We start from the raw sequence: 20,617 nt of genomic DNA, 5'->3' as shown, positions 1-20,617 counted from the left end.
ATCACATGGAAGCTAGCATGACGCCATTTAACGAACGTGACCACGCCACTGAAGCACCCGCTAAGGAAGTGGCTGTTACTGCAGATCAGCTGACCTTGAGCCATAAAAAGTGGCTCAAAAGTATCCTCGGTCTTAGCGCCTTAGAGGCAAAGATCTGGATGGCTTCAGGGGCTCAGCTCATCGCTCTAATGTGTGGTGTGGTGTTTTTACTGGTGACCAGCTGGCTTCTATTGATCGCATTACTGGCGACGGCTGCATGGTATGCAGGCTGGTCTTTACTCGGGATTTTAGCCACCGCTTTGGTCGCTACGCTTATCAGTTCCTTTGGTTTAGTTTTGCTGATACGTAGAACCCTTAAACGTATGGATTTAACCCGTACATTGGATGCGATCATTCCAACAGACAGCGAGGATGACTGATGTTTGGCTTAAATGACATGTATCGAGAACGTGAAAAACTCTATATGCGCTGTAAACGCCAGCAAGCCAAGGCTGGTGCAGATCGTACTCTAGCCAAAAAGCAAACCCTTGAAGCTATTTCGAGTACTAAAGGTTTATTGGTGAGTTTTGCCTTGGGATTAACCACACAATGTGAAGCCGCCCATCAATCTCGTCGAACGCTATTAAAAGGCATTCAAACCGAAGTGTTGGGTATTATCAGTCAGTATGTGGCTGCACGGTTTAATCCAGAACCTGAGCAACCACAAGCCAAGAAAGATTAACGCCAAGTAGGGTTCAGCGCGCACTCGCCTTGTTCGCTAGAGATCCACATCTCGCCGTCTTGGATAGTAACGTTTAACTGCATGGTACGAGCACACAATCCTTCCAGTGCTTGGATTTCAGACTCTGCGAACTGTAAAATACGCAAATTATCAAAACGGCTGGTTTTACCTTTGTTCTGCTCCCACCAGATATCTGACTTATCGTTGTAGTTCACAACCACGACATCTTTTGCGCGACCACATGCTTTACGCAGGCGCTTCTCATCAGGCTGACCAAGCTCTACCCATAGCAAAATCTCATCTGAGAAATTCTTCTGCCATAGATCCGGCTCGTCATCGGTGCTCAACCCTTTGGTGAATGACAACTGCTCATCGCCTTCTTTCTCATCGGCTAATAATGCAAACGCAGCTAGGCGCGTCATCATGCGTTCTTCGGTTTCAGAAGGGTGTAGCGCAAGGGTTAAATCGTAACTTTGGTAATGGTGTCGATCCATGTCCGACACTTGCACAGAGGCTTTGTAAATCGTTGCTTTGATAGCCATTTATGAGTAATTCACTAATTCAGAAAAGATGGCGCGCATTGTACTCCTAAATAAGAACTGATGGGGAAGTTCTTCAGGCTAGAGAGCTTTCAGATCAACCCTCTGGGCCTTTAAGTTCAAATTGCTTTGGCCAGTCACGGTAGTTAAATACCTGTCCTTCGTCACGGATGCGGGCAATTTCAGCAAGGTCAACAGTAGCAAAGACCCAGCCAGCATCATCTGTGTCACCTTGCGCCAAGATACCGTTGCCAGGGAAGCCGTAATCCATGGGTGTGTAGACACTGGCGCGGCCAGTGTTGATGTCGACTGCCTCTGACCAAGTGGCATGACCGACCGTTGGGGATTGCACCACGTAACATTGGTTTTCCAAGGCACGGGCCTGACAACCGATGCGCACACGATGGAAGCCCGCTTCCGTATCGGTGCAGCTTGGTACCAATAGTAAGTCAGCGCCCGCCGCTACCTGCTGGTTGGCGATCATTGGGAATTCAGAGTCGTAACAGATATGCACGCCGACGCGGCCAAGGTCAGTGTCGATGACTTTGATCTGATCGCCGCCAGTGATGTGCCATTGCTCGTTTTCAAAACGGGTCATGGTTAGCTTGTCTTGGAAACCAATGAGGCCGCGTGGGTCAAACAGGTTGGCACGGTTTAGGAAGGTGCCGTTGTCTTGGATCGTTGGAAATGAGCTTGCCAAAATCATGACATTGTGGCGCTTTGCCAATTCTATATGTAAGTCATGGAATTGCGGCAGGATCGACTGCATTTCGTGCAGTTGCAGATTTAGATCTTTGTAGACGTTTTCGCCAAATAAAGAGGCCAGTTCCATACTGCCGTATTCAGGAAACACCAATAATTTTGCATCTTGCTGCGCGGCTCGGCTCACCCAACTTTCAAGCTTGTCGGCAAACTCTTCCCAACGGTGAAAGAAGCCAATGTCGTATTGGGCCGCCGCCAGTTTAAATGCGCTCATAATCGTTCTGCTCTATCGTGCTGAGTTCGTTAAAGGTTTCATCCAGAAAGTCATGGGTTTCAATGACTCTGTACTTTCGCCCACTTCTTTCCAACTAAAGTGGGTGGCGAGTTCTGGGCGTTTTTCGTAACCGCGGTTATGCCAGAACTGATCTAACGGTTGGTAATCCGCCGGACGCGCAGGGTGGTCGCCGGAGCGTTGTACGCCACAGAAGCAAGAGTATTTGATGCCAGCTAGGCTCTGTGCGTGTGCTTCGCGATGATCGAAAAAGGCGACGCCGGCGCCTTGGCCACGGTATTCGGACAGCAGAACCGATTCACCGCAATAAAAGATCTCATCGATGTTTAGGCCCGCATCTAGAAATGGCTGTTTTACTTCCGCCATTTCGTGACGCAGTGGCACGCCAGTGGACGCACCGACGACTTTGTCGCCGTCAAACGCCAATACGATGACGCTGTCTGGGGCTTCGATGTAGGTTTTTAAATAACGTGCTTCGTAGGCCAAATCCCCATCGTACAGATAAGGAAAGTCACGAAACACCTGCATACGTAGCTGTGCCAGCGCATCAATGTATTGATTCAACGCTGGGCCAGAAAGTCGTTGAAAGGTCAGCATGGGCGTTCCTGTATAGCTAAGATCTTAAGACGTCGGGCTCACGCTGAAACTTGAGCGATCCAGTCTTCTAGGTTGTAGTAGTTGGTGACTCGAGCGACTTTGCCATCACGGATGTCAAAAAACGCGCCTGCTGGCAGTTTGTAAGTTTGGCCGTTTGCTTCTGGTAGGCCTTCGTCCGTCGCAAGGTATTCACCAAGCACGGTAAATTCTACCGCTGCCCGGTCGCCTGCTGCGTTCGACATCACAACGATATCTACGATGGTTTCTTTGTAGTTCTTGTTCATACGATCCATGAACGCAGAGAAAGTGTCTTTGCCCACTTCACGGTCACCCTGGTTGATGTCATGTACCACGTCATCCGTTAGTAGAGACAAGAACGTATCCATATCTTGAGCGTTGAAGGCTTTGTAGTAGTTTTGCAGTAACTGAACAGTGGCTTGGCTCATGAGCACTCCAAAGGGTTGATCGAAAAAGACTTATGATAAGAGGCCAGCTTTCGTTGTTAAAGGGCCTGACATATGGTCTGGCAAAATCACGCATTTACATGTCGTAAAAGGAGTGGGTATTAAGATGCGACCTGATTTCGACCATTTCGTTTTGCCATATAAAGCGCTTCATCCGCATGTTTTAGGAATTTATCCCGCTGGCTGTGATGTTTTGGAACAGCATTGTAAAGCCCAATACTAATGGTCACATGAAACATTTCACCACCGTAGCGAATCTCTTTTTCTGCCACAGCTTGTCTAATAGACTCCGCTATATCATAGGCCTGCTCTTTTGTACGATTTGGCAGCACAATGCAAAACTCTTCACCGCCGTATCGTGCACAAAGGTCGCATTTATCGTCCGTCATGCCTTGAAATATGGCCGAGATATCACGTAAACACTGATCCCCAGCTTGGTGACCGTGTTGATCATTTACCTTTTTGAAGAAGTCTATATCCAACATCAAAATAGCCATCATCCACTTTGCGTCAATGGCGCGATCAAATGCTTCTGTGAATTTTCGATCAAAGTGGCGTCGATTAATCAAGTTAGTCAAACCATCTGTTTGGCTCATTATTTCCAGCTCAGTATTGGCTTGGGTTAATGAATACATAGCGAGCTTTAGTTCACTGGTTTGTTCTGCTACTTGCTGCTCTAGGTTTTCTTTGGCTGTCCGTTCAACCTCAATAGCATGTTGTTGAGCGGTGATTTCTCGTTGTCGGGCCTCAACGCTTCGTTGTTCATAGTAAATGGATTGTGCTTGAGCTTCTTCTCGTTCTTGTCGCTCCCTATTAATACGTTCAGCCAGAGCGGTTGATATCAGTAAAACCTCCACGGTGAAAGCGATATTTTGTAAGTAATAAAGGTTCATTGAGAAAGAGATAATATTGGTTAGGCCCATCATGAGCACGAATGTTGCTATCATCAATGGTGTCCAGGCAATGGTGATGTACTTTCCTGAAGGGTCACCTTTGTACCAAACAAAGCTTGAAATCCATAAACCGACCACGCAGCTTGTAAAAGCAAAGATATCTATGATCCAAATTTGCCAAGTCGCGGGCATGATGGGGGTCATCAAAAATATCATCGTCCATATGAGAATAGCCACTTTGCTTACGTACTGTGTGGCATCATTGCGCTCAGACAGTAATAGAAATTTACGTATGAAAATGGCTGCACTAAGAAATGCAATAGGAACAGATATGCGATAGGCATATTGATCAAACCAGTCGAAATGCCCGTGTAAGAAACTAATGTAATGGCTTGAAGTGCTGAGCGTATAAAAAATAATAGAGATTACATATAGGCAGTATGCGCCGTAATTTGACTCATGGGTAAAGGCATATAGTGAAAGGTTGTAGAACAACATGGCACACAGAACACCGTAGAAAAGTCCTGTCAGAAGACTTCTGATATGTATTTCTTGATCATGAATATCTAGGGTTTTCAGTGCCAACGGTAAAATGATTTTTTCATGGCCGACTACTTTTATGTACAGCATATAGCTGCCTGTACTCGGCAATGATATAGGGAAAGATAATTGATCGTTTTGAGTGCTTTGAGCGGGCACTTGATGATCAATCAATTTTCCTGTCGCTTGATCTTTCAAATACCAATCAATGTATGAAAAGTTCGGCCAGCCGACCTCGAGTAGCCACTTATCTGTTTTTGGAGCGTTGATTTGGATGGGGATACGTACCCATTGAGTTAGATTAACACCTAAGTGTGGGGCGTTAGTTGATTGCTGCCAAACGCTGTTAGAAAGTTCATTTACGTCCTCGTAATGGGCCTGATCTGTATTTTGAAGAAAGCTTTGATAAGGTGTTAAGACGTAATGGGATTGACTCGCACTAATTTCCAAATAAGGGGCTTTACTCGTAGCGCCAGAGAAAGAGCTTAACATCAATGAACTGGCCATAAATAAGATTAAGCCGAGGACACTGGCAATCATTTGCATCGAGTGCTTCCTTCATGAAGTTGCTAAATCAGGGTTTTCTTATAAACAAAGAGTGCATCTTTGCGATAACCTTATCAAGCCATAACCACAATTCATGGTTTCAAATTTGCAAAGCACTACATTCAGCAACGTTTTGAAACGATAAACTTCTGTTTATAAATTGACCGCAACACCATTGCTGAACGATATTTATACTCTATTGTTTAGAGATGCTCTTATTTCTCAAAGGTCGGTTTATATGGCAAATCCATTATTTTCAAAACAAGCACCGTCTACATCGCCTGCGCAACAGGCAATGGTGAATAAATTAAGTGCCTCAGGCCTCGAGCCTTGGAAAGTGGCGCTAATTGATGATGAAGACGACATCATTGCGGTTTCTGAAATGGTGCTGAAACGTTTACTTGTTGATGACCGACCTCTCAAGTTCCTGAAAGCACATTCCGCTAAAGAAGCGATGAAACTGTTCGAGGAAAACTCTGACATTGCGATTGCGATGGTGGATGTCGTGATGGAAAATGATCACGCAGGCCTCGACTTGGTGAAATGGATTCGGGAGAGCCATAAAAACACCTCAACGAGATTGGTGTTACGAACGGGGCAGCCAGGCCAAGCACCGGAAGAAGATGTCATCCGAGATTACGATATCAACGATTACAAAAATAAAACGGAGCTTAACTCTACTCGTCTTAAGACAACCATTTACTCTGCGATTCGTTCTTACCGAGATATTAAAGAAGTGGAGCAAGGCCATAAAGGCTTAGAAGATGTCGTCAATGCCACGACGAGAGTTTTACAAAGTAACTCTAGTGAAGAATTCTGTGCCCAAGTATACGAAGAATTAAAAGCACTCACTGCTGATGAGTCTATTTCACTAAACCTTTATTACCGTAATCGCAATGTACTGGGTCAGCAAGAATACCTGAAAATGTTTTATGACGGGGCACAATGCAAGATGGAGATGAGTGAACCGTTAGACCCCTATTCGAAGAAAGTAGCAGCCAGTCTACAGTTAGCATTAGACCTAGAATCAGATGTTCAGACAGACAATAGTTTTACGTGTTTCACGCAGCTGTCAAAGCAAAGCGAATGCGCTATCTCAATTCAACATGATTTAGAGTTTTGTGAGCTAACCCGCAAGCTTCTAAATGTGTTTTTGACCAAAGCTGCGATCATTTTCGAGAGCCTTTCCCGCCGAGAAGATGTTGAAAGGACACAGCAGGAGCTGATGTTTATTTTAGGCGAGGCGATAGAACAACGAAGCAAAGAAACGGGTTGTCATGTACGAAGAGTGTCTTTAATCAGTGAGTTTTTAGCTCGTGAATGTGGCCTAGATGAAACCATGGTGAGTCTGATCAAACATGCCACGCCTATGCATGATATCGGCAAAATAGCGATCCCAGAAAACATATTACACAAGCCTGCAAAGTTGGACGCCGAAGAGTGGAGCACTATGCAAACTCATGCGCAAGTGGGATACGACCTGCTTCGTCATTCGAAAAAATCGCTACCTATTATTGGCGCTAACATCGCGTTGTATCATCATGAGAAATGGAATGGTAAAGGGTACCCAGCGGGGTTAAAAGGAGAAGATATACCCATAGAAGGGCGCATTATGGCGCTGGCTGATGTGATCGATGCCCTAGCGGCAAAGCGTGCCTACAAAGAACCGTGGCCGAATAGCAAGATTCTAGAACTGCTACATGAAGAGCGTGGTCAACACTTTGATCCTGCGTTATGTGATATTGCTATCGCTAAGTTTGACGAGATTATGGCACTGCGTGACGTCTACCCAGATTAGAAAGGGGGTCCCTTGAATCGTGAGCTCGAAAACATTCTACTGCGTGTATCTCAATCAGAATACATTGATGATGGCGACTTAGATCGCGCGGCGCGTTTAATTTTAGATTGCATCATTGAAGGTCTTAACGTTAACCGAACAGGCATTTGGTTATTGGCTGAAGATAATAAGTCGATTGTTTGTAAATTATTAATTGATGTTCATAACAATACGGAAGTGGAAGACATTGTTTTAACTCGAGAAGACTTTCCCTCTTACTTCCGCGCTCTAGATGAAGAGCGGACGCTTCGTATTAACAATGCCTTAACCGACCCAGTAACCGCAGAGTTTATCGACTCCTATCTAAAACCATTGGGTATAGGCAGTATGTTGGATACACCTATTCGCCACCGTGGAAAAATGATTGGCATCATTTGTACCGAAGGCAATGAAGAGGATCGCAACTGGACTGATGACGAAGCCACTTTCTCTGGTTCATTATCCGATCTTTTTGGCCGAGCCATTTCCTCATCGCAAAGAGCCGAGCTTGAAAACGCCCTTCGTGATGCGAATGCAGAGTTAGAAAGAAAAGTCACAGAGCGTACACAAGTTCTCAACCAGACGCTTGATGAGCTTAAGAATACTCAAGCTCATCTAATTGAGTCCGAGAAAATGGCCGCTTTGGGTGGACTTGTGTCGGGTGTTGCCCACGAAGTAAATACGCCACTAGGGGTCGCCATCACATCACTGAGTCACATAAAAGAAGAGGTGGATAGGCTTCGTAAAGCCTATGAGCAAGGTTCTTTAGATGAAAACAGCTTCACCAGCTTCCTGTCGGAATTTGACTCAGCTCATCTTATCGCTGGTGCAAACATGGAACGTGCAGCGAAACTGGTATCTGACTTTAAAAAAACGGCGGTAGGACAAAGCTCCAATGTGCTTGAGACTGTACGGCTGAAAGACTCAGTCAGTGCGCTTCTAACGAGCTTACATCCGATGTATAAAGTTAAAAATGTTCAGGTGATTACCACTATTCCAGATGAGCTGATGCTTAAAACCTATCCTGGAGCCGTGGATCAAGTGATTACCAACCTCATTAGTAATAGTTGTACTCATGGTTTCAATGGCCATGATCGTGAGCATGAGATTTACCTTACAGCTAAAGCACTAGAAGACTGTGTCGTCATGGATTACCGCGATAATGGTATTGGCATGGATGCAGAGGTTGCTCGTCGAGTGTTTGAGCCGTTTTATACGACTAATCGAGCCAAAGGTGGTTCAGGTTTAGGGATGTCGATTACTTATAATCTGATTACACAAAAACTCGGCGGAGAGATTCGGGTGATTCCGACGACTCAAGCAGGTGTGCATTTTCAGATAAAGCTTCCTCTTGAGTATGTCGAGTAAAAATTAACGAGTCAGCATAGAAGATTATACTGACTCGTAAAGCCATTAACGTTAAAAGCGGTACGTTGCTTTTGCCATGACATTTCGTGATGGCCCGTAAAAATTGAAGGTCGTTGTGCTGCCTACACGAGAGTAGTACTTGCGGTCGAACAGATTGTTTACATTCAACGAAACATTCAAGTTCTCAGTGATGTCTTTACTGATGCTGGCATCTACGGTCGCATAACGAGGTGCAGTAATCGTGGTAGTACCACGAGTAAGTGAGAACTCACTCATGCCGGTAACGCCTAAACCAAGCTCTGTCCCCTGGAGTAAGTTATCACTTTCAAGCGTATACGTGCCCCATACATTGATGGTGTGTTTTGGCATCAACATAAATAACGTATTGGCATCACCTTCTAGGTTTTCTGTATCCATGTACGTGTAACCTGCAATCATTTCCCATTGCTCATAATGTCCGCTTAACTCGAGCTCCGCACCGGTAACACGTGTTTTACCCGTTGCTTCTGAGTAAGTTTCACCGGAAACACTGGCGGCGCGATTATCATCCGTCAGTTGGAATAGGGTAAAGCGACTGTTCAAACGACCATCGTTATAGCTACCTTTGATGCCAACTTCTACTTGATCACCCACACGTGGATCAATCATTTTGCCATCTTCACCAATGTCTGTTTGTGGTTTATACACCTCAGAGTAGCTGGCGTAGAAAGAATGATGGGTATCTAAGTCGTAAACCAGTCCGCCATAAGGTGTGAAGCGTCCGTTATCGTCATAGCTGCTAGAGGTCACCGCTCCGGTGGATAGCGTGGTGGTATCATTGCTTAAGTCATACCAGCTAAAACGTCCGCCGCCAATCAGCGCCAAAGACTCAACGGGACGGAAGGTTACTTTGGCGTATGCCCCCGTTTCCTTCTCAGTGGACTGAACACGAGAAGTATAGGTCGGATCTGTGTAAGCAACGGATGCAGAATCAAAGTTGTTTACATCGATACTGCTGACAAGGTTGCGTGTTGCGCCACTGCGATAGTCGGTGTCGTAATTTTTGTAATCCATGCCGACGACAAATTCACTCATGTTGCCAAAGGTTGTGAAAGGCTGGCTGTAGCTTGCATCAATGGCTAGTGTTTGTTGTTCTAAATCGCGCTGTGTTGTGTTGAGGGACGTAGTGCCATCTTCCGCTAAGGCAGATCCCGTGAAAGCATAATAGAAATCAGTAGTACGATCCGAAGCACGAGCAGCAATACGACCATAGCCACCATTCTCAAACTCATGGGTCAGGTCGACGAACACATCGGTCATTTCGTTATTAAAATCGTTCCAGTCGGCGCCTAAAAACGTTGATCGGTCCCAGTCAGCCAGTGTGCCATCAGAATAAGCTGGGTAGCCATTGGCGGGGGCAATATCTTTCTTTTGATGGAGAACAGCGACCGAGAGCTCAGTGGATTCAGACAGGTCGGTATCAACCGTCGCATAGAAGCTTTGATCTTTGTTTTCATTGCCGTCTATTTCGTTCGGCATGTTTTCTTCGGCAATGACCACTCGACCACGAACGGTTTCGTCATCATTTAACGCACCGGAAACATCCGCGCTCAACTGATGGCGGTCCCAGCTCCCTAGCCCTGCTGAGATGGAGCCTTGAGTGTCGTAGGTGGCGCGCTTACGAACTAAGTTAATGATGCCTCCCAGCTCACTTGTACTATTGAACAGTCCTGATGGGCCGCGCATGATTTCGACACGATCAAAAGCGGACAAAGACGGTAGCGTGCCATTGATAGATGCCATGGGCGCGGGTAAACCATCAACATTGTACTCGTCATACTCGTAACCACGGGAGTATATAGAAGAGCGCCCGCTATCATTGGATAGGGTTCTAAGTCCTGGCGTGACTTTGGCCGCATCGTCTAAATGCGTTAAATCACGATCTTCTAGATAGTCATTGGTCAGAACCGTAATAGACTGGGGAATATCACGAAGCGCAGCAGGGGCTTTTGTACCGATGGTTGCTGAACCCACGCTGTAGCCTTCAGTACTTTCTGATGACTCCATGCCATACAGGGCATTCCCTTCGACTGTTAAAGTAGACAGTCGATTGGTGCTAGCAACGCTTTCCGCGATGGCGGTCATAGAAAACGGTACCAGTAACGTGGCACCAATTACAGCAATGGCTTTCATAATTGTTCTCCAAAAAAAATGTCTAAAAACAATATTGCAAAAGATAATTATTTGCATTTGAGTTTTGATGGGCCCATTATTCCACAGCCTTGCTTCCTGTCGCCTATGCGAATCGCGCATATAACTATGTGAAAAGCTCAACTCCTAGGAAGCGAACTGTTCTCATTTTCGTAGTCCGTTAGGATGTTCAGCTCAGGGGTGACCATGACACAAACCACACGTTTAAAAGACCAAATCGTCAATGCAACCGAGTTGCAGGAACAGGCTCCCAATGTAAATCGCTACCACTTTGCGAAGACGAAAGGCGTTAAGCAGCCGCTTGCATCAGGTGATCAGAAGTCAAAGCATCCAGTATTGAAGGGATCGATTTTGACAGAACGAAGTGCGTCCGATGTGGTGATTCATATGACGAATGCGATCGCCATGCAGGATTTTATGGTGGAGACAAAAATAGAGCCTTGTGTCCGCATTATTTTGTTCTTTGAAGGGGAGAATCGCTTCCAATATGGTCCCCATTCCGTCACGTTTCACAAAGACAGTCAACGTGCCAAAGTGGTCACGGTACGGGAGGTCGCACCGTGTCATATGAGCATTCGTAACGGGGATCGCCGTTGTGGTTTGTATGTGTCCGTGTCGCCAGCGTGGTTTGCTGAGCAAGGCTTAAATAGTGCAGCGTTAGAGCAGCGTCTAGCTGAGCACTTATCAGTGAGTGACTGGTCGCTGCCGCGACACTTATGGCTGCATGCAAGAAAACTACTCGATGCACCTGCAAGCAGTGCGACAGCAAAGCTTGCTCGAGAAGCATTTGCCATGTCTCTAATTGCGGCTTGGTTGGACTCTTTAGAAGAGCAAAGTTCAGAGCAAGCCGGCCACGACTCACGCCAAGGGCTACGCTTTTGTCAGTTGCTCGCCCAAGAAGAGAGTTGGTCTATGTCGTTAGAGGAGATAGGTCATCAGTTAGGGATGAGCGCCGCTACATTGCAGCGTTATGCTCATGACCATTTAGGTATGAGCTTGACTCAATATCTAAGAAAACAGCGTTTAGCTCAGGCTTGCCAAGTACTGTATCGAGAACATGCCAGCATTTCGGAAGCAGCGCTACTGGCAGGCTATAACCACCCAAATAACTTCAGTGCGGCTTTTAAACGTCACTTTGGTGTATCACCCAATGAAGTTCATCAATACTCATTAAATGCATTATTAACTCGACATTAATCAACTGAGACAAGCCCATGCTTTTTAACATTCGTCGCCATTTACTTAGCTGTTTAGTATGTTTGATAGGAAACTTTATGACCCAAGTGTTCGCCCAAGATATTTCAACGCCGACACCCGTGATTTACACGTTGCCCAATAGCTATTCCGTTGATTGGCAAGTCGATGGTCAAGTTTCGCCTTATCGAGTATTTGTTTCAGTGCCTAATGTGTCGGCACCAGAAGGAGGCTTTCCAGTCGTCTATCTTCTCGATGGTAATGCATTTTTTTCATCGGCCGTCACCGTCAGCCAAACATTAACCCATGAGCGTGCAGGGGGAAAACAGCCTGCGATCATTGTGGGCATTGGCTATCCAATTGATGGCTTATATGACATTGAGCGACGCTGGTATGACTTAACCCCACCAACACCAGAGCCACCCAAGGCACCACTGAAGCATATGGATCGCTTTAAAAACATTCAATACGGAGGGGCGGAAGCCTTACAAGGGTTTTTAATTGAGCAAATACGCCCATGGTTGGCTCAGCAATACGAGATCAATGAGCAACAACAGATTTTGTTTGGGCATTCGTTAGGTGGGTTATTTACACTTTACACGCTACACATTCATCCTGAGGCCTTTTCAGCCTATGCGGCAGCGAGCCCCTCGCTTTGGTGGAATGAAGGGTATCTTAAACCACTTCTAGAGCAGCAATCGCCAGAAAATCTGGAGAACAAGCCTGTACTTATGGTTGTTGGTGGGGATGAAATGGATTTTATGGTCTCTGATGCGAAGCTTGCTCAGCAATGGTTTACTAAGCAAGGTCTTCACAGTGAGTTACGAGAGCTGCCCTATATGAATCATGGAACCGTGTCATTACCCGCATTAACCATGGCGTTAGAGGCGTTGCTGCCTAAAGCACAATAAGCAGCAGTCTAAGTCATAAGGAGCTTTACACTAGGCTTGCTTTGCCATGAGTGAAGCGCCCGCCATCAACTCGACGGCTTGTAAACGTACCTGAGGGTCGTGTAACGGAAAGGAAATAATGATCTCATCCACATCAGTAAGCTCGATAAATTGTGCCAAGCGATGCTCAACTGTTGTGGGTGAGCCGACCATCGCGTAACGAAGCGTCTGATTAATCATTGGCATTTCTGCCGCCGCAACGGCGCTTTGCAAGTCTGCCACAGGTTTTGGGAAAGGACGATTTGCATTTCGACGTAAGTGGGCGAACTTAATCTGTGCTGAGGTAAAGTGGTACTTTGCCTCTTCATCTGTTTCTGCAACGGAGGCCATCACCCCGGCAGACACGTAGGGTTTATCCAGTTGTTCTGAGGGGCGAAAGTTAGCACGGTAGACGTTAAGTGCTTCGAGCAACATGTCCGGAGCAAAATGTGAAGCAAACGAAAACGGCAATCCCATATGAGCGGCTAATTGAGCAGAATACAGGCTCGAGCCTAACAACCAAATGGGAATATTCGTGCCTTGCCCCGGCATCGCCATAATGGGTTTGATTTTATTCTCATCTGCTAAGTAACCTTGTAGCTCTTCTACGTCGTCAGCATAGGTATCTACCGGACCGCCAAGATTTCGACGCAGTGCTCTTGCAGTGGCCATATCGGTGCCCGGAGCACGTCCTAAACCAAGGTCGACTCGACCTGGGAACATCTCAGCTAACGTTCCGAACTGCTCAGCAATCACTAATGGCGCATGGTTAGGTAGCATGACACCACCGGAGCCAATGCGTATCTTGCTAGTAGCTTCACCAATCGCACCAAGCATAACCGCCGTGGCTGCACTGGCAATGCCACGCATGCCGTGGTGCTCGGCTAACCAAACGCGCTGATAACCGTTGGCTTCAGCGCATTGAGCTAGGGCTTTACTGTTTTGAATCGCATCGGCAACAGACTGGCCTTCACCGATGGGAGCCAAGTCTAAAATCGAAAATGGGATCGACATAGTGTCCTCCAAACTTTTACATAGCTCTCACAGTGAGGGCTAGGTCATCGTTTGGCAAGGGTATAACGGTCATCATCCTTGTTTCTTAGGGTATTCCGTACCGCTGATAAAACGGTGGTAACCCCAGCCAATGACTACAATCAGAAGACAACCAATCAGTACTGGATTGAATAAGAAACCCCACGATGCGCCAGTCATCATTATTAATAATGGGTTTGCACCAGCGGGTGGATGAAGGGTATTGGTCAGCATCATGATCATCACGCCCAGACCGACTGCTAGACCTAGCATAAGTGGCGTGCTATCGACATAGTGAGCCATCAGCACACCAATGCAAGCGGTTAGAAAATGGCCGCCGATAATATTACGTGGCTGTGCTAAAGGGCTTTGCGGTAATACAAATAAGATCACCATGGTGGCACCAAACGGCGCCATGATACCGAAGTATTCGGGTGACAATTCACCGCCCAATGCCAGCAATGAAATGCATAAACAGGCGCCTAACCCCGCGAGCAGGGCTTTAGGAATAGGGTGAGCATTAAGAGAACGCAGAAGCATAAAGACCTCATCGAAGTTGTAGTGTATAGGTAGACCGATCTGTCTACCTATAAAGAGTAGACAAGCCTGTCTACCTCTGTCAAACTTTTCTGAAAGAGGAACGCTATGACAAAACGAGACGAATTAATAAAAACGGCGTTTGAGCTGTTTTATTTAAATGGTGTCCACAGTGTGGGGATCAATCAAATCTTGGCCGAAACCGGTGTTGCCAAGAAAACCCTGTACACGCACTTTGCTAGCAAAGAAGCTCTGTTAGAGGCGGTCATTGCTTATCGTGATGAGCGTTTTCGCACATGGATTTTTGGGTTGATGGATCAATATTCTGAGGCGGAAACAATCGTTAAAGCTATGTTTGATGGCTTAGATGACTGGTTTAATGATCGCGTCGATAGTCTTATGTCATTTCAGGGCTGTTTCTTCGTCAAAGTAAACGCAGAGTTTGTACAGCACCGTGTGAATGATCTGTGTTTTGAGCACAAGCAAGCCATTGTTAATTACTTACTATCGGCTTTATCAGCCGAATATGGTGAGGATCGAGCGCGTACGATGGCGGATCAGGTCGCACTTTTAAAAGAGGGGGCGATTACGCAAGCTTATTTAGGCAAAGATCGTCAAGCGGCCATAAAAGCTTGGCATATGGCCAAAACACTGTTTAGGTAATTAGCTTGCTAGCGCTGGTCGTACACAATTCCGTCCAGCATTTTTAGCTTCATACAGGCATTGGTCTGCTCGTTCAATCAAAGCGTCCAGTGCTTCTCCTGACTTGAATTGAGCAACGCCAAGTGAAGTCGTAATGGAGCGGATACTCTGGCCTGTTTTCTTATTCGTTAGACTGATCCGACTGATGCGTTCGCGAATGTCATTGGCAAATTGAGTGGCAATTGTAATGTTGGCGTTGGGCATCAAAAGCGCAAACTCCTCACCACCAAAGCGATAGGCTTGTACACCATTTTTGATGTTGCAGCTTTGTTCAAGAGTCTTAGCCACGGTCTGAATGACTTTATCACCCACAAGATGACCGTATTCGTCATTGAACGGTTTGAAGTGGTCAATATCGACAAGTAATAAGCATGTGTCCTCTGTGGAGGCAGTGAAAAGGCTAAGATCTTCGTTAAATTTCTTACGATTATTGATTTCCGTTAAGCCATCCAGATACATTAGCTTTTCTGTTTCTGCGATTTTCTGCTTAAGTGCATCTATCTCTGAATTCTGCTTTTCTAGCTGACAACGATACGCTTCTGTTTTGCTCATAAAATCGCGTGCCATGGAAACCATTTTGTGGGCTGATGGAGTGTCATTTTGCAATGCTTCATCAGCCATTAGTTGGATATCTGCAGAAAGCGATTGGTTTAAATCGTGTGCATGACTCATGGCGTTTTCGGTAGAGCTACCGATGGATTTGACGACCTGATTGATGTTGCTTTGCATTTCAACCAGTCTATCTTCAGCTGAGTTTAAAAGGTACTCGTCCAGCAACTGATCACAGGTATAACGATCACATTGCCCTTGTTGTGCAATGATGTCATCCATTCGCTGGGATAAGGCTGGAAGCTCGCCAGTGGTGTAAGTAAACCAAAGCGTGTAATAAGGCGGCGTGACCGGTACATTATTCTTCACCATCATGGGAATGGTTTGGCGGAAATACTGGTTAACTTTTGAGGTTGAGCGACCCATACCGTTTCAGTTCCTTTACGTTTGAAGCCATAATCAAATCAGGTGAGAAATTTGGATTTTAACATGCCTTGAAAACAGGGTGATGCTTATTAAATAACTTACATCAATGTTTTGCGGAATAAAGGAACTTTATCAAACTTATACGTTAATTTTTGTTACAAGGTTTGATATGGCTGGTCGTTTAAAAGTCGAAAGAGACCTTTAAATAGCTTTATGACAGACCACAGCCATACCCCTAGTAACAAAACGTAACCAATAAAGAAAAGTGCTAATAAGAACCCTACAATGCTGATCCCCAGTCCCCACCAGAAGATACTGATCATGTTCTGATAGTGGTCATAGAAAACTGAGAGTTTAGCTTCACGTGCTTTGGCCATGGCCCATACGGCGCCCACTAGCCAAAAGACACCGGTGAACAGACCAAGGAGCATAAAGCCGTACGCAATCAACGCATTTTGTTTCGCTTGTGCCTCGTACGCAGACATCGGATTGTCATCGTTCATGCCTCAGCTCCTCAGATGGGAATGTATTAATCCAACTCTATCACGCAGTTAAAGGCCACCACAACGCGGTCTTTTTGGCCAAAATAGGGCAGTGCCGAGTGTTTTAAGTAAGAGGGGAAGATGACCACTTGACCTTCTTTTGGCGCAAAATCCCAAAAGCCTTGGCCACCTAAGTAAGCTGTACCTGGGTCAGCGTAATGCTCAGCGTTGACGCGTGGATCATAGAAACGGTTGATGCCATTGCGCCCTTCAAGGTTCGCTTCACCTGGATCAAGGTAATAAATGCCACACCAAGAGCAATTTGGGTGCGAGTGGGCGTCATGGTAACCACCGTTTTTAGTAATGTGGTACCAAGATTCGATCACATGAGCATAAGCTTCAGCGTCTTCTGGCCAGTACTGATGGTTCACCTCAAATGCAACCTCCGCGATCAGCTCTTCCACCATACGACGCAGTTCCATGACTTCCGGTACTTCGTCTTCAAGAAAATCCAAACGGCTTTCAGACAGATTGTGCTTAGCTTGAACGGCCACATCGCTGTCGACCGCGTTTTCTTGTTCTTGCTGGCGCTGGTAAATATGTGTCAGTAGGGCGTCTTTTAGAAATTCGTGGTCGGCCAGTTCCGCCACAAACAGTGGTGTTGTCCAAGCATCAATGGCTTCAATCGTGGGTGTTTCCATAGTAGCAACTCATACAAAAGTGAATGGTGCCGATTTTAGCAGAGATTTGTGCCAATACAGTTGTCATTACACAAGCGTTTTCGCGAAAATGATAAGGCACTCATTGTTACTTAATTAAAGGTTTCCATCATGCAGCCATTAGCAGGATTGCTAAATCAGTATTTCGGTTTCGATCAGTTTCGCGAAGGACAGCAACAAACGATCGAACAATTGCTCGCAGGACAATCGTCCCTTGCCGTATTTCCCACGGGTTCCGGTAAATCCTTGTGTTATCAGTTTACTGCGACCCAGCTACCCAATCTGACACTTGTGATTTCGCCATTAATTGCGCTGATGCACGATCAGCTGGCTTTTTTGCAAAGCAAGGGCATCCCGAGCGCGAGCCTTGATTCGACCCAAGCTAAAGAAGAAAGTCAGGCCGTGATGCAACAGGTGCGAGAAGGGCGCATTAAAATCTTGATGATCTCAGTAGAGCGTTTTAAAAACGAGCGCTTCCGCCGCTTTATTCAAGGTGTGCCGATTTCTATGTTGGTGGTAGACGAAGCCCATTGTATCTCAGAGTGGGGTCATAATTTCCGCCCCGACTATTTAAAGCTGCCACAATATCAGCAAGAGTTGAGTATTCCCTTAGTATTGCTGCTTACAGCAACGGCCACTCGTCGAGTGCAAAAAGATATGGCGCTCAAGTTCAGTATTGCGCCAAACCATATTGTGCAAACCGGCTTTTACCGCCATAACTTGGATATCGATTTAATCTCGGCTCAGGGCCAAGACAAACAAGCGTTGCTGCGCCAAGTGCTAAACGACACCCAAGGGGCGGGCATTGTCTATGTGACGCAGCAAAAAACCGCCGATGAATTAGCCGCGACTCTACAGCAGTCAGGCTATTCCGCCGTGTCGTATCATGCTGGGCTTGGCAATGAAGTGCGCGCCGCCATTCAGAATGATTTCATGGCTGGGCAAACACGTATCATCGTCGCCACCATCGCTTTTGGTATGGGTATTGATAAGTCTGATATTCGCTTTGTCGTACATTACGATCTACCGAAATCTATTGAAAACTACAGTCAAGAAATTGGCCGTGCAGGACGTGATGGTCAACCCAGTCGCTGTGTTATGCTGGCGAGCCTTGATGGGTTAAATGTCTTAGAAAACTTCGTCTACGGTGACACGCCAGAGCCTCACGCCATCCAATCTTTACTGCAAGAAATCTTCAGCAATACGATCAATGGTGAATGGGAAACTCAAGCTTATGGTCTGTCACAAGTGACCAATATCCGAGCGTTGCCGCTGAAAACCCTATTGGTACAAATGGAAATCGCAGGTGCGATTGTCCCGCGCTACAGCTATTACAGTGATGTAAAACTTAAATGGAATCAAAGTTTTGAGCAGATTCGCGCTGCTTTGCCTGTTGAACAACAGGAAGTGTTCAATGGCGTGGCGCAGCAAACTGTATTTAAGAAAATTTGGGGTGTGCCAGATTTTGAGCGTCTGCATCAACAAGGCCTAGAACGCGGTGCGGTCTTAAGCTTACTGGAGCAACTCGCGGATCGAGACTTGATTACCCTAGAAACCAAAGGTCTGACAGAAGTGTATGGCGTACGTACCGAGCTAATAACGCCCGCTCTTGCTGAAAAGCTGCAAAGCTACGTGACGCAAAAAGAAACCTCTGAAATCGAGCGTATCGCCACCATGATTCGTTTCTTTGAGCTTGATCGCTGCTTGAACCATAACTTGGCTCGCTACTTTGGTGATCAACAAGCACCAGAGCATTGTGGCCATTGCTCAGTATGTCGCGGCGATGTTTTATCTTTGGATAAACATGGCAGCTATCAAGTGATAGATAGCTTATCAAGTGACATGCAAACGGCGAAACTTTGGCTGCTGCAAAAGCTGCCGCAGAACCAAGTAACGCCAGTCCTACTTGCACGCTTTATGGCGGGATTAACACAACCCGTTTTTACCAAGCTTAAAGCTCGTCAACAGCCAAGCTTTGCTAAGTACGAAGACGTGGCTTACCGCATGTTATTAAACCAAGCAGAAAATCTATGAAGTGATACACTAGCGCCGTCTCAATTTATTGTTAGCGCGGTGCTTGTTTATGAGTTTCTCCACCCTAGGTCTTCACGCGGATTTACTGTCAGTCCTCGACACGCTTGGCTATCAAACGCCAACGCCGATTCAACAAACGGCGATCCCTGAAGTCTTAGCCGGTCATGATGTGATGGCGGGTGCGCAAACGGGAACGGGTAAAACCGCTGCCTTTGCTTTGCCGCTGATTCAACGTCATTTAGAACGAGAAGTATCAGAAAAAGCCATTCGTGTGTTAGTGCTCACTCCGACGCGAGAGCTTGCCCAGCAGGTACATAAAAGCTTTGTGAAATACAGTCAAGGCTTAGGATTAAATGCAGTGGTGGCTTATGGAGGCGCGAGCATTAATCCGCAAATCGATGCGTTAAACGCAGGGTGTGATGTCTTGGTAGCAACGCCAGGTCGCTTGCTTGAGCTTGCGATGAAAGAGCTGATTGATCTAAGCACCGTGGAAACACTGATTCTTGATGAAGCCGATCGAATGCTGGATATGGGCTTTATTATCGATATCGAACGCATTTTAAAACGCCTGCCTGAAACACGCCAAACTCTGTTCTTTTCAGCGACCTTTAATGATGAAGTCTTTGCCCTTAGCAAAACCATTTTAAAGCAGCCTAAGTTGATCGAAGTCGCTGAGCGAAACGCTACGGCTGCCAAAGTTGAGCAACGTATTTACGAAGTGGATAGCAAACGCAAAGCAGGTTTAGTGGCCTACTTGATCGGCTCAAAAAACTGGCAACAGGTTTTGATTTTTACCCGTACCAAGCAAGCGGTGGATGATCTGGTCAAAGAATTGGGTAAGGATGGTATCAATGCCGTCGGTGTGCATGGTGATAAATCCCAAGGTGCCCGTGATCGCGGCCTAGAAGAATTCAAAACCGGACAAGTACGTGCCTTGGTCGCAACCGACGTCGCGGCTCGTGGCCTAGACATCCAGCAGCTGCAATATGTGATCAACTACGAACTGCCGTACAACGCAGAAGATTACATTCACCGTATTGGTCGTACTGGCCGAGCGGGCAAAGAAGGCTTGGCGATTTCCTTGGTCTCAGCAAAAGAGAAATATCTACTGGAAGACATCGAGAAACTAACCGGCGAGCACTTCGTGCCCCAGTGGATGGAAGGCTTTGAACCCAATTTAATGGTTCAAGAAGAACAAGCTAGTTTGAAACGCAAACCCTCAAAAAAAGCTCTGCGTGCTAAAGCCTTAGGTCAAAGCAGTGGTGGCAAAGCGAAAAGCAGCAAATCTCGTCGTCGTTAGTTCCTAGTTGTTGAGGCTGATTCAACACGAGCCTCACAGTTAATA

20 protein-coding genes are annotated in these 20,617 nt (G+C 46.3%); 9 read left to right on the top strand and 11 right to left on the bottom strand.

Annotation, left to right across the window (positions count from 1 at the left end):
- Positions 1-17: 17 nt before the first annotated feature.
- Both JHD44_RS15995 and JHD44_RS15990 read left to right on the top strand, forming a co-directional pair.
- A complete protein-coding gene (locus JHD44_RS15995; protein WP_199463768.1) occupies positions 18-419 on the top strand; it encodes a hypothetical protein in 402 nt (133 codons plus the stop codon).
- Positions 419-721, top strand: coding sequence for a hypothetical protein (locus JHD44_RS15990; protein WP_199463767.1), 303 nt, complete (start codon positions 419-421; stop codon positions 719-721). Before JHD44_RS15995 ends, JHD44_RS15990 begins: the two co-directional genes overlap by 1 nt.
- Here JHD44_RS15990 and JHD44_RS15985 read toward each other — a convergent pair.
- The 5 genes from JHD44_RS15985 to JHD44_RS15965 form a co-directional block, all read right to left on the bottom strand.
- Entirely contained in the window at positions 718-1,263 is a 546-nt protein-coding gene (locus JHD44_RS15985) for a YaeQ family protein (RefSeq protein WP_199463766.1), read from the bottom strand. The genes JHD44_RS15990 and JHD44_RS15985 overlap by 4 nt on opposite strands.
- Positions 1,264-1,357: 94 nt before the next feature.
- The gene (locus JHD44_RS15980) at positions 1,358-2,236 is read right to left on the bottom strand and encodes a carbon-nitrogen hydrolase family protein (protein ID WP_199463765.1); all 879 of its coding nucleotides are present in this window, start codon (positions 2,234-2,236) and stop codon (positions 1,358-1,360) included.
- Between the two features lie 12 nt (positions 2,237-2,248).
- Entirely contained in the window at positions 2,249-2,851 is a 603-nt protein-coding gene (locus JHD44_RS15975; RefSeq protein WP_199463764.1) for a GNAT family N-acetyltransferase, read from the bottom strand.
- Positions 2,852-2,889: 38 nt separating this feature from the next.
- Positions 2,890-3,297: a ketosteroid isomerase-related protein gene (locus tag JHD44_RS15970; RefSeq protein ID WP_199463763.1), complete on the bottom strand. Its 408-nt coding sequence runs from the start codon at positions 3,295-3,297 to the stop codon at positions 2,890-2,892.
- A gap of 119 nt (positions 3,298-3,416) precedes the next feature.
- Positions 3,417-5,294 (bottom strand): sensor domain-containing diguanylate cyclase, encoded by a 1,878-nt coding sequence (locus JHD44_RS15965; RefSeq protein WP_199463762.1) that lies wholly within the window; start codon positions 5,292-5,294, stop codon positions 3,417-3,419.
- Between the two features lie 238 nt (positions 5,295-5,532).
- On the opposite strand from JHD44_RS15965, the gene JHD44_RS15960 reads away from it, so the two are divergent.
- Together JHD44_RS15960 and JHD44_RS15955 are read left to right on the top strand one after the other, a co-directional pair.
- A complete protein-coding gene (locus JHD44_RS15960; protein WP_199463761.1) occupies positions 5,533-7,092 on the top strand; it encodes an HD domain-containing phosphohydrolase in 1,560 nt (519 codons plus the stop codon).
- Positions 7,093-7,104: 12 nt separating this feature from the next.
- Positions 7,105-8,478: a sensor histidine kinase gene (locus JHD44_RS15955; RefSeq protein WP_199463760.1), complete on the top strand. Its 1,374-nt coding sequence runs from the start codon at positions 7,105-7,107 to the stop codon at positions 8,476-8,478.
- A gap of 51 nt (positions 8,479-8,529) precedes the next feature.
- Here the strand turns inward: JHD44_RS15955 and JHD44_RS15950 are convergent, their stop codons facing one another.
- The gene (locus tag JHD44_RS15950) at positions 8,530-10,650 is read right to left on the bottom strand and encodes a TonB-dependent siderophore receptor (RefSeq protein ID WP_199463759.1); all 2,121 of its coding nucleotides are present in this window, start codon (positions 10,648-10,650) and stop codon (positions 8,530-8,532) included.
- 204 nt (positions 10,651-10,854) lie between these two features.
- Between JHD44_RS15950 and JHD44_RS15945 the strand changes: the two genes are divergently transcribed.
- The gene (locus JHD44_RS15945) at positions 10,855-11,865 is read left to right on the top strand and encodes a helix-turn-helix transcriptional regulator (protein WP_199463758.1); all 1,011 of its coding nucleotides are present in this window, start codon (positions 10,855-10,857) and stop codon (positions 11,863-11,865) included.
- 77 nt (positions 11,866-11,942) lie between these two features.
- The gene (locus tag JHD44_RS15940; RefSeq protein WP_199463757.1) at positions 11,943-12,773 is read left to right on the top strand and encodes an alpha/beta hydrolase; all 831 of its coding nucleotides are present in this window, start codon (positions 11,943-11,945) and stop codon (positions 12,771-12,773) included.
- 30 nt (positions 12,774-12,803) lie between these two features.
- Here the strand turns inward: JHD44_RS15940 and JHD44_RS15935 are convergent, their stop codons facing one another.
- Entirely contained in the window at positions 12,804-13,805 is a 1,002-nt protein-coding gene (locus JHD44_RS15935; RefSeq protein WP_199463756.1) for an LLM class flavin-dependent oxidoreductase, read from the bottom strand.
- Positions 13,806-13,877: 72 nt separating this feature from the next.
- Positions 13,878-14,363, bottom strand: coding sequence for an HPP family protein (locus JHD44_RS15930; protein WP_233402223.1), 486 nt, complete (start codon positions 14,361-14,363; stop codon positions 13,878-13,880).
- Positions 14,364-14,468: 105 nt separating this feature from the next.
- On the opposite strand from JHD44_RS15930, the gene JHD44_RS15925 reads away from it, so the two are divergent.
- On the top strand, positions 14,469-15,023 hold the full coding sequence (locus tag JHD44_RS15925; protein WP_199463755.1) for a TetR/AcrR family transcriptional regulator: 555 nt from the start codon (positions 14,469-14,471) through the stop codon (positions 15,021-15,023).
- Here JHD44_RS15925 and JHD44_RS15920 read toward each other — a convergent pair whose 3' ends face one another.
- From JHD44_RS15920 to JHD44_RS15910, 3 genes are all read right to left on the bottom strand, one after another.
- Positions 15,024-16,037 carry a GGDEF domain-containing protein gene (locus JHD44_RS15920; protein ID WP_199463754.1) on the bottom strand — a complete coding sequence of 338 codons (1,014 nt, stop codon included), beginning with the start codon at positions 16,035-16,037 and terminating at the stop codon, positions 15,024-15,026. It abuts the gene before it with no gap.
- Between the two features lie 155 nt (positions 16,038-16,192).
- Positions 16,193-16,540, bottom strand: coding sequence for a DUF4870 family protein (locus tag JHD44_RS15915; RefSeq protein WP_199463753.1), 348 nt, complete (start codon positions 16,538-16,540; stop codon positions 16,193-16,195).
- A 26-nt stretch (positions 16,541-16,566) separates the two neighbouring features.
- Entirely contained in the window at positions 16,567-17,220 is a 654-nt protein-coding gene (locus tag JHD44_RS15910) for a TIGR02466 family protein (protein WP_199463752.1), read from the bottom strand.
- Between the two features lie 129 nt (positions 17,221-17,349).
- Here JHD44_RS15910 and JHD44_RS15905 point away from each other — a divergent pair, with 129 nt between their 5' ends.
- A complete protein-coding gene (locus tag JHD44_RS15905) occupies positions 17,350-19,272 on the top strand; it encodes a RecQ family ATP-dependent DNA helicase (RefSeq protein ID WP_199463751.1) in 1,923 nt (640 codons plus the stop codon).
- A gap of 49 nt (positions 19,273-19,321) precedes the next feature.
- A complete protein-coding gene (locus JHD44_RS15900) occupies positions 19,322-20,572 on the top strand; it encodes a DEAD/DEAH box helicase (RefSeq protein WP_199463750.1) in 1,251 nt (416 codons plus the stop codon).
- The last annotated feature ends 45 nt before the right edge of the window (positions 20,573-20,617 follow it).

This window comes from Marinomonas ostreistagni (assembly GCF_016461785.1).
Classification (GTDB): Bacteria; Pseudomonadota; Gammaproteobacteria; order Pseudomonadales; family Marinomonadaceae; genus Marinomonas; species Marinomonas ostreistagni_A.
This window is presented reverse-complemented; position numbering and strand designations above follow the sequence as displayed.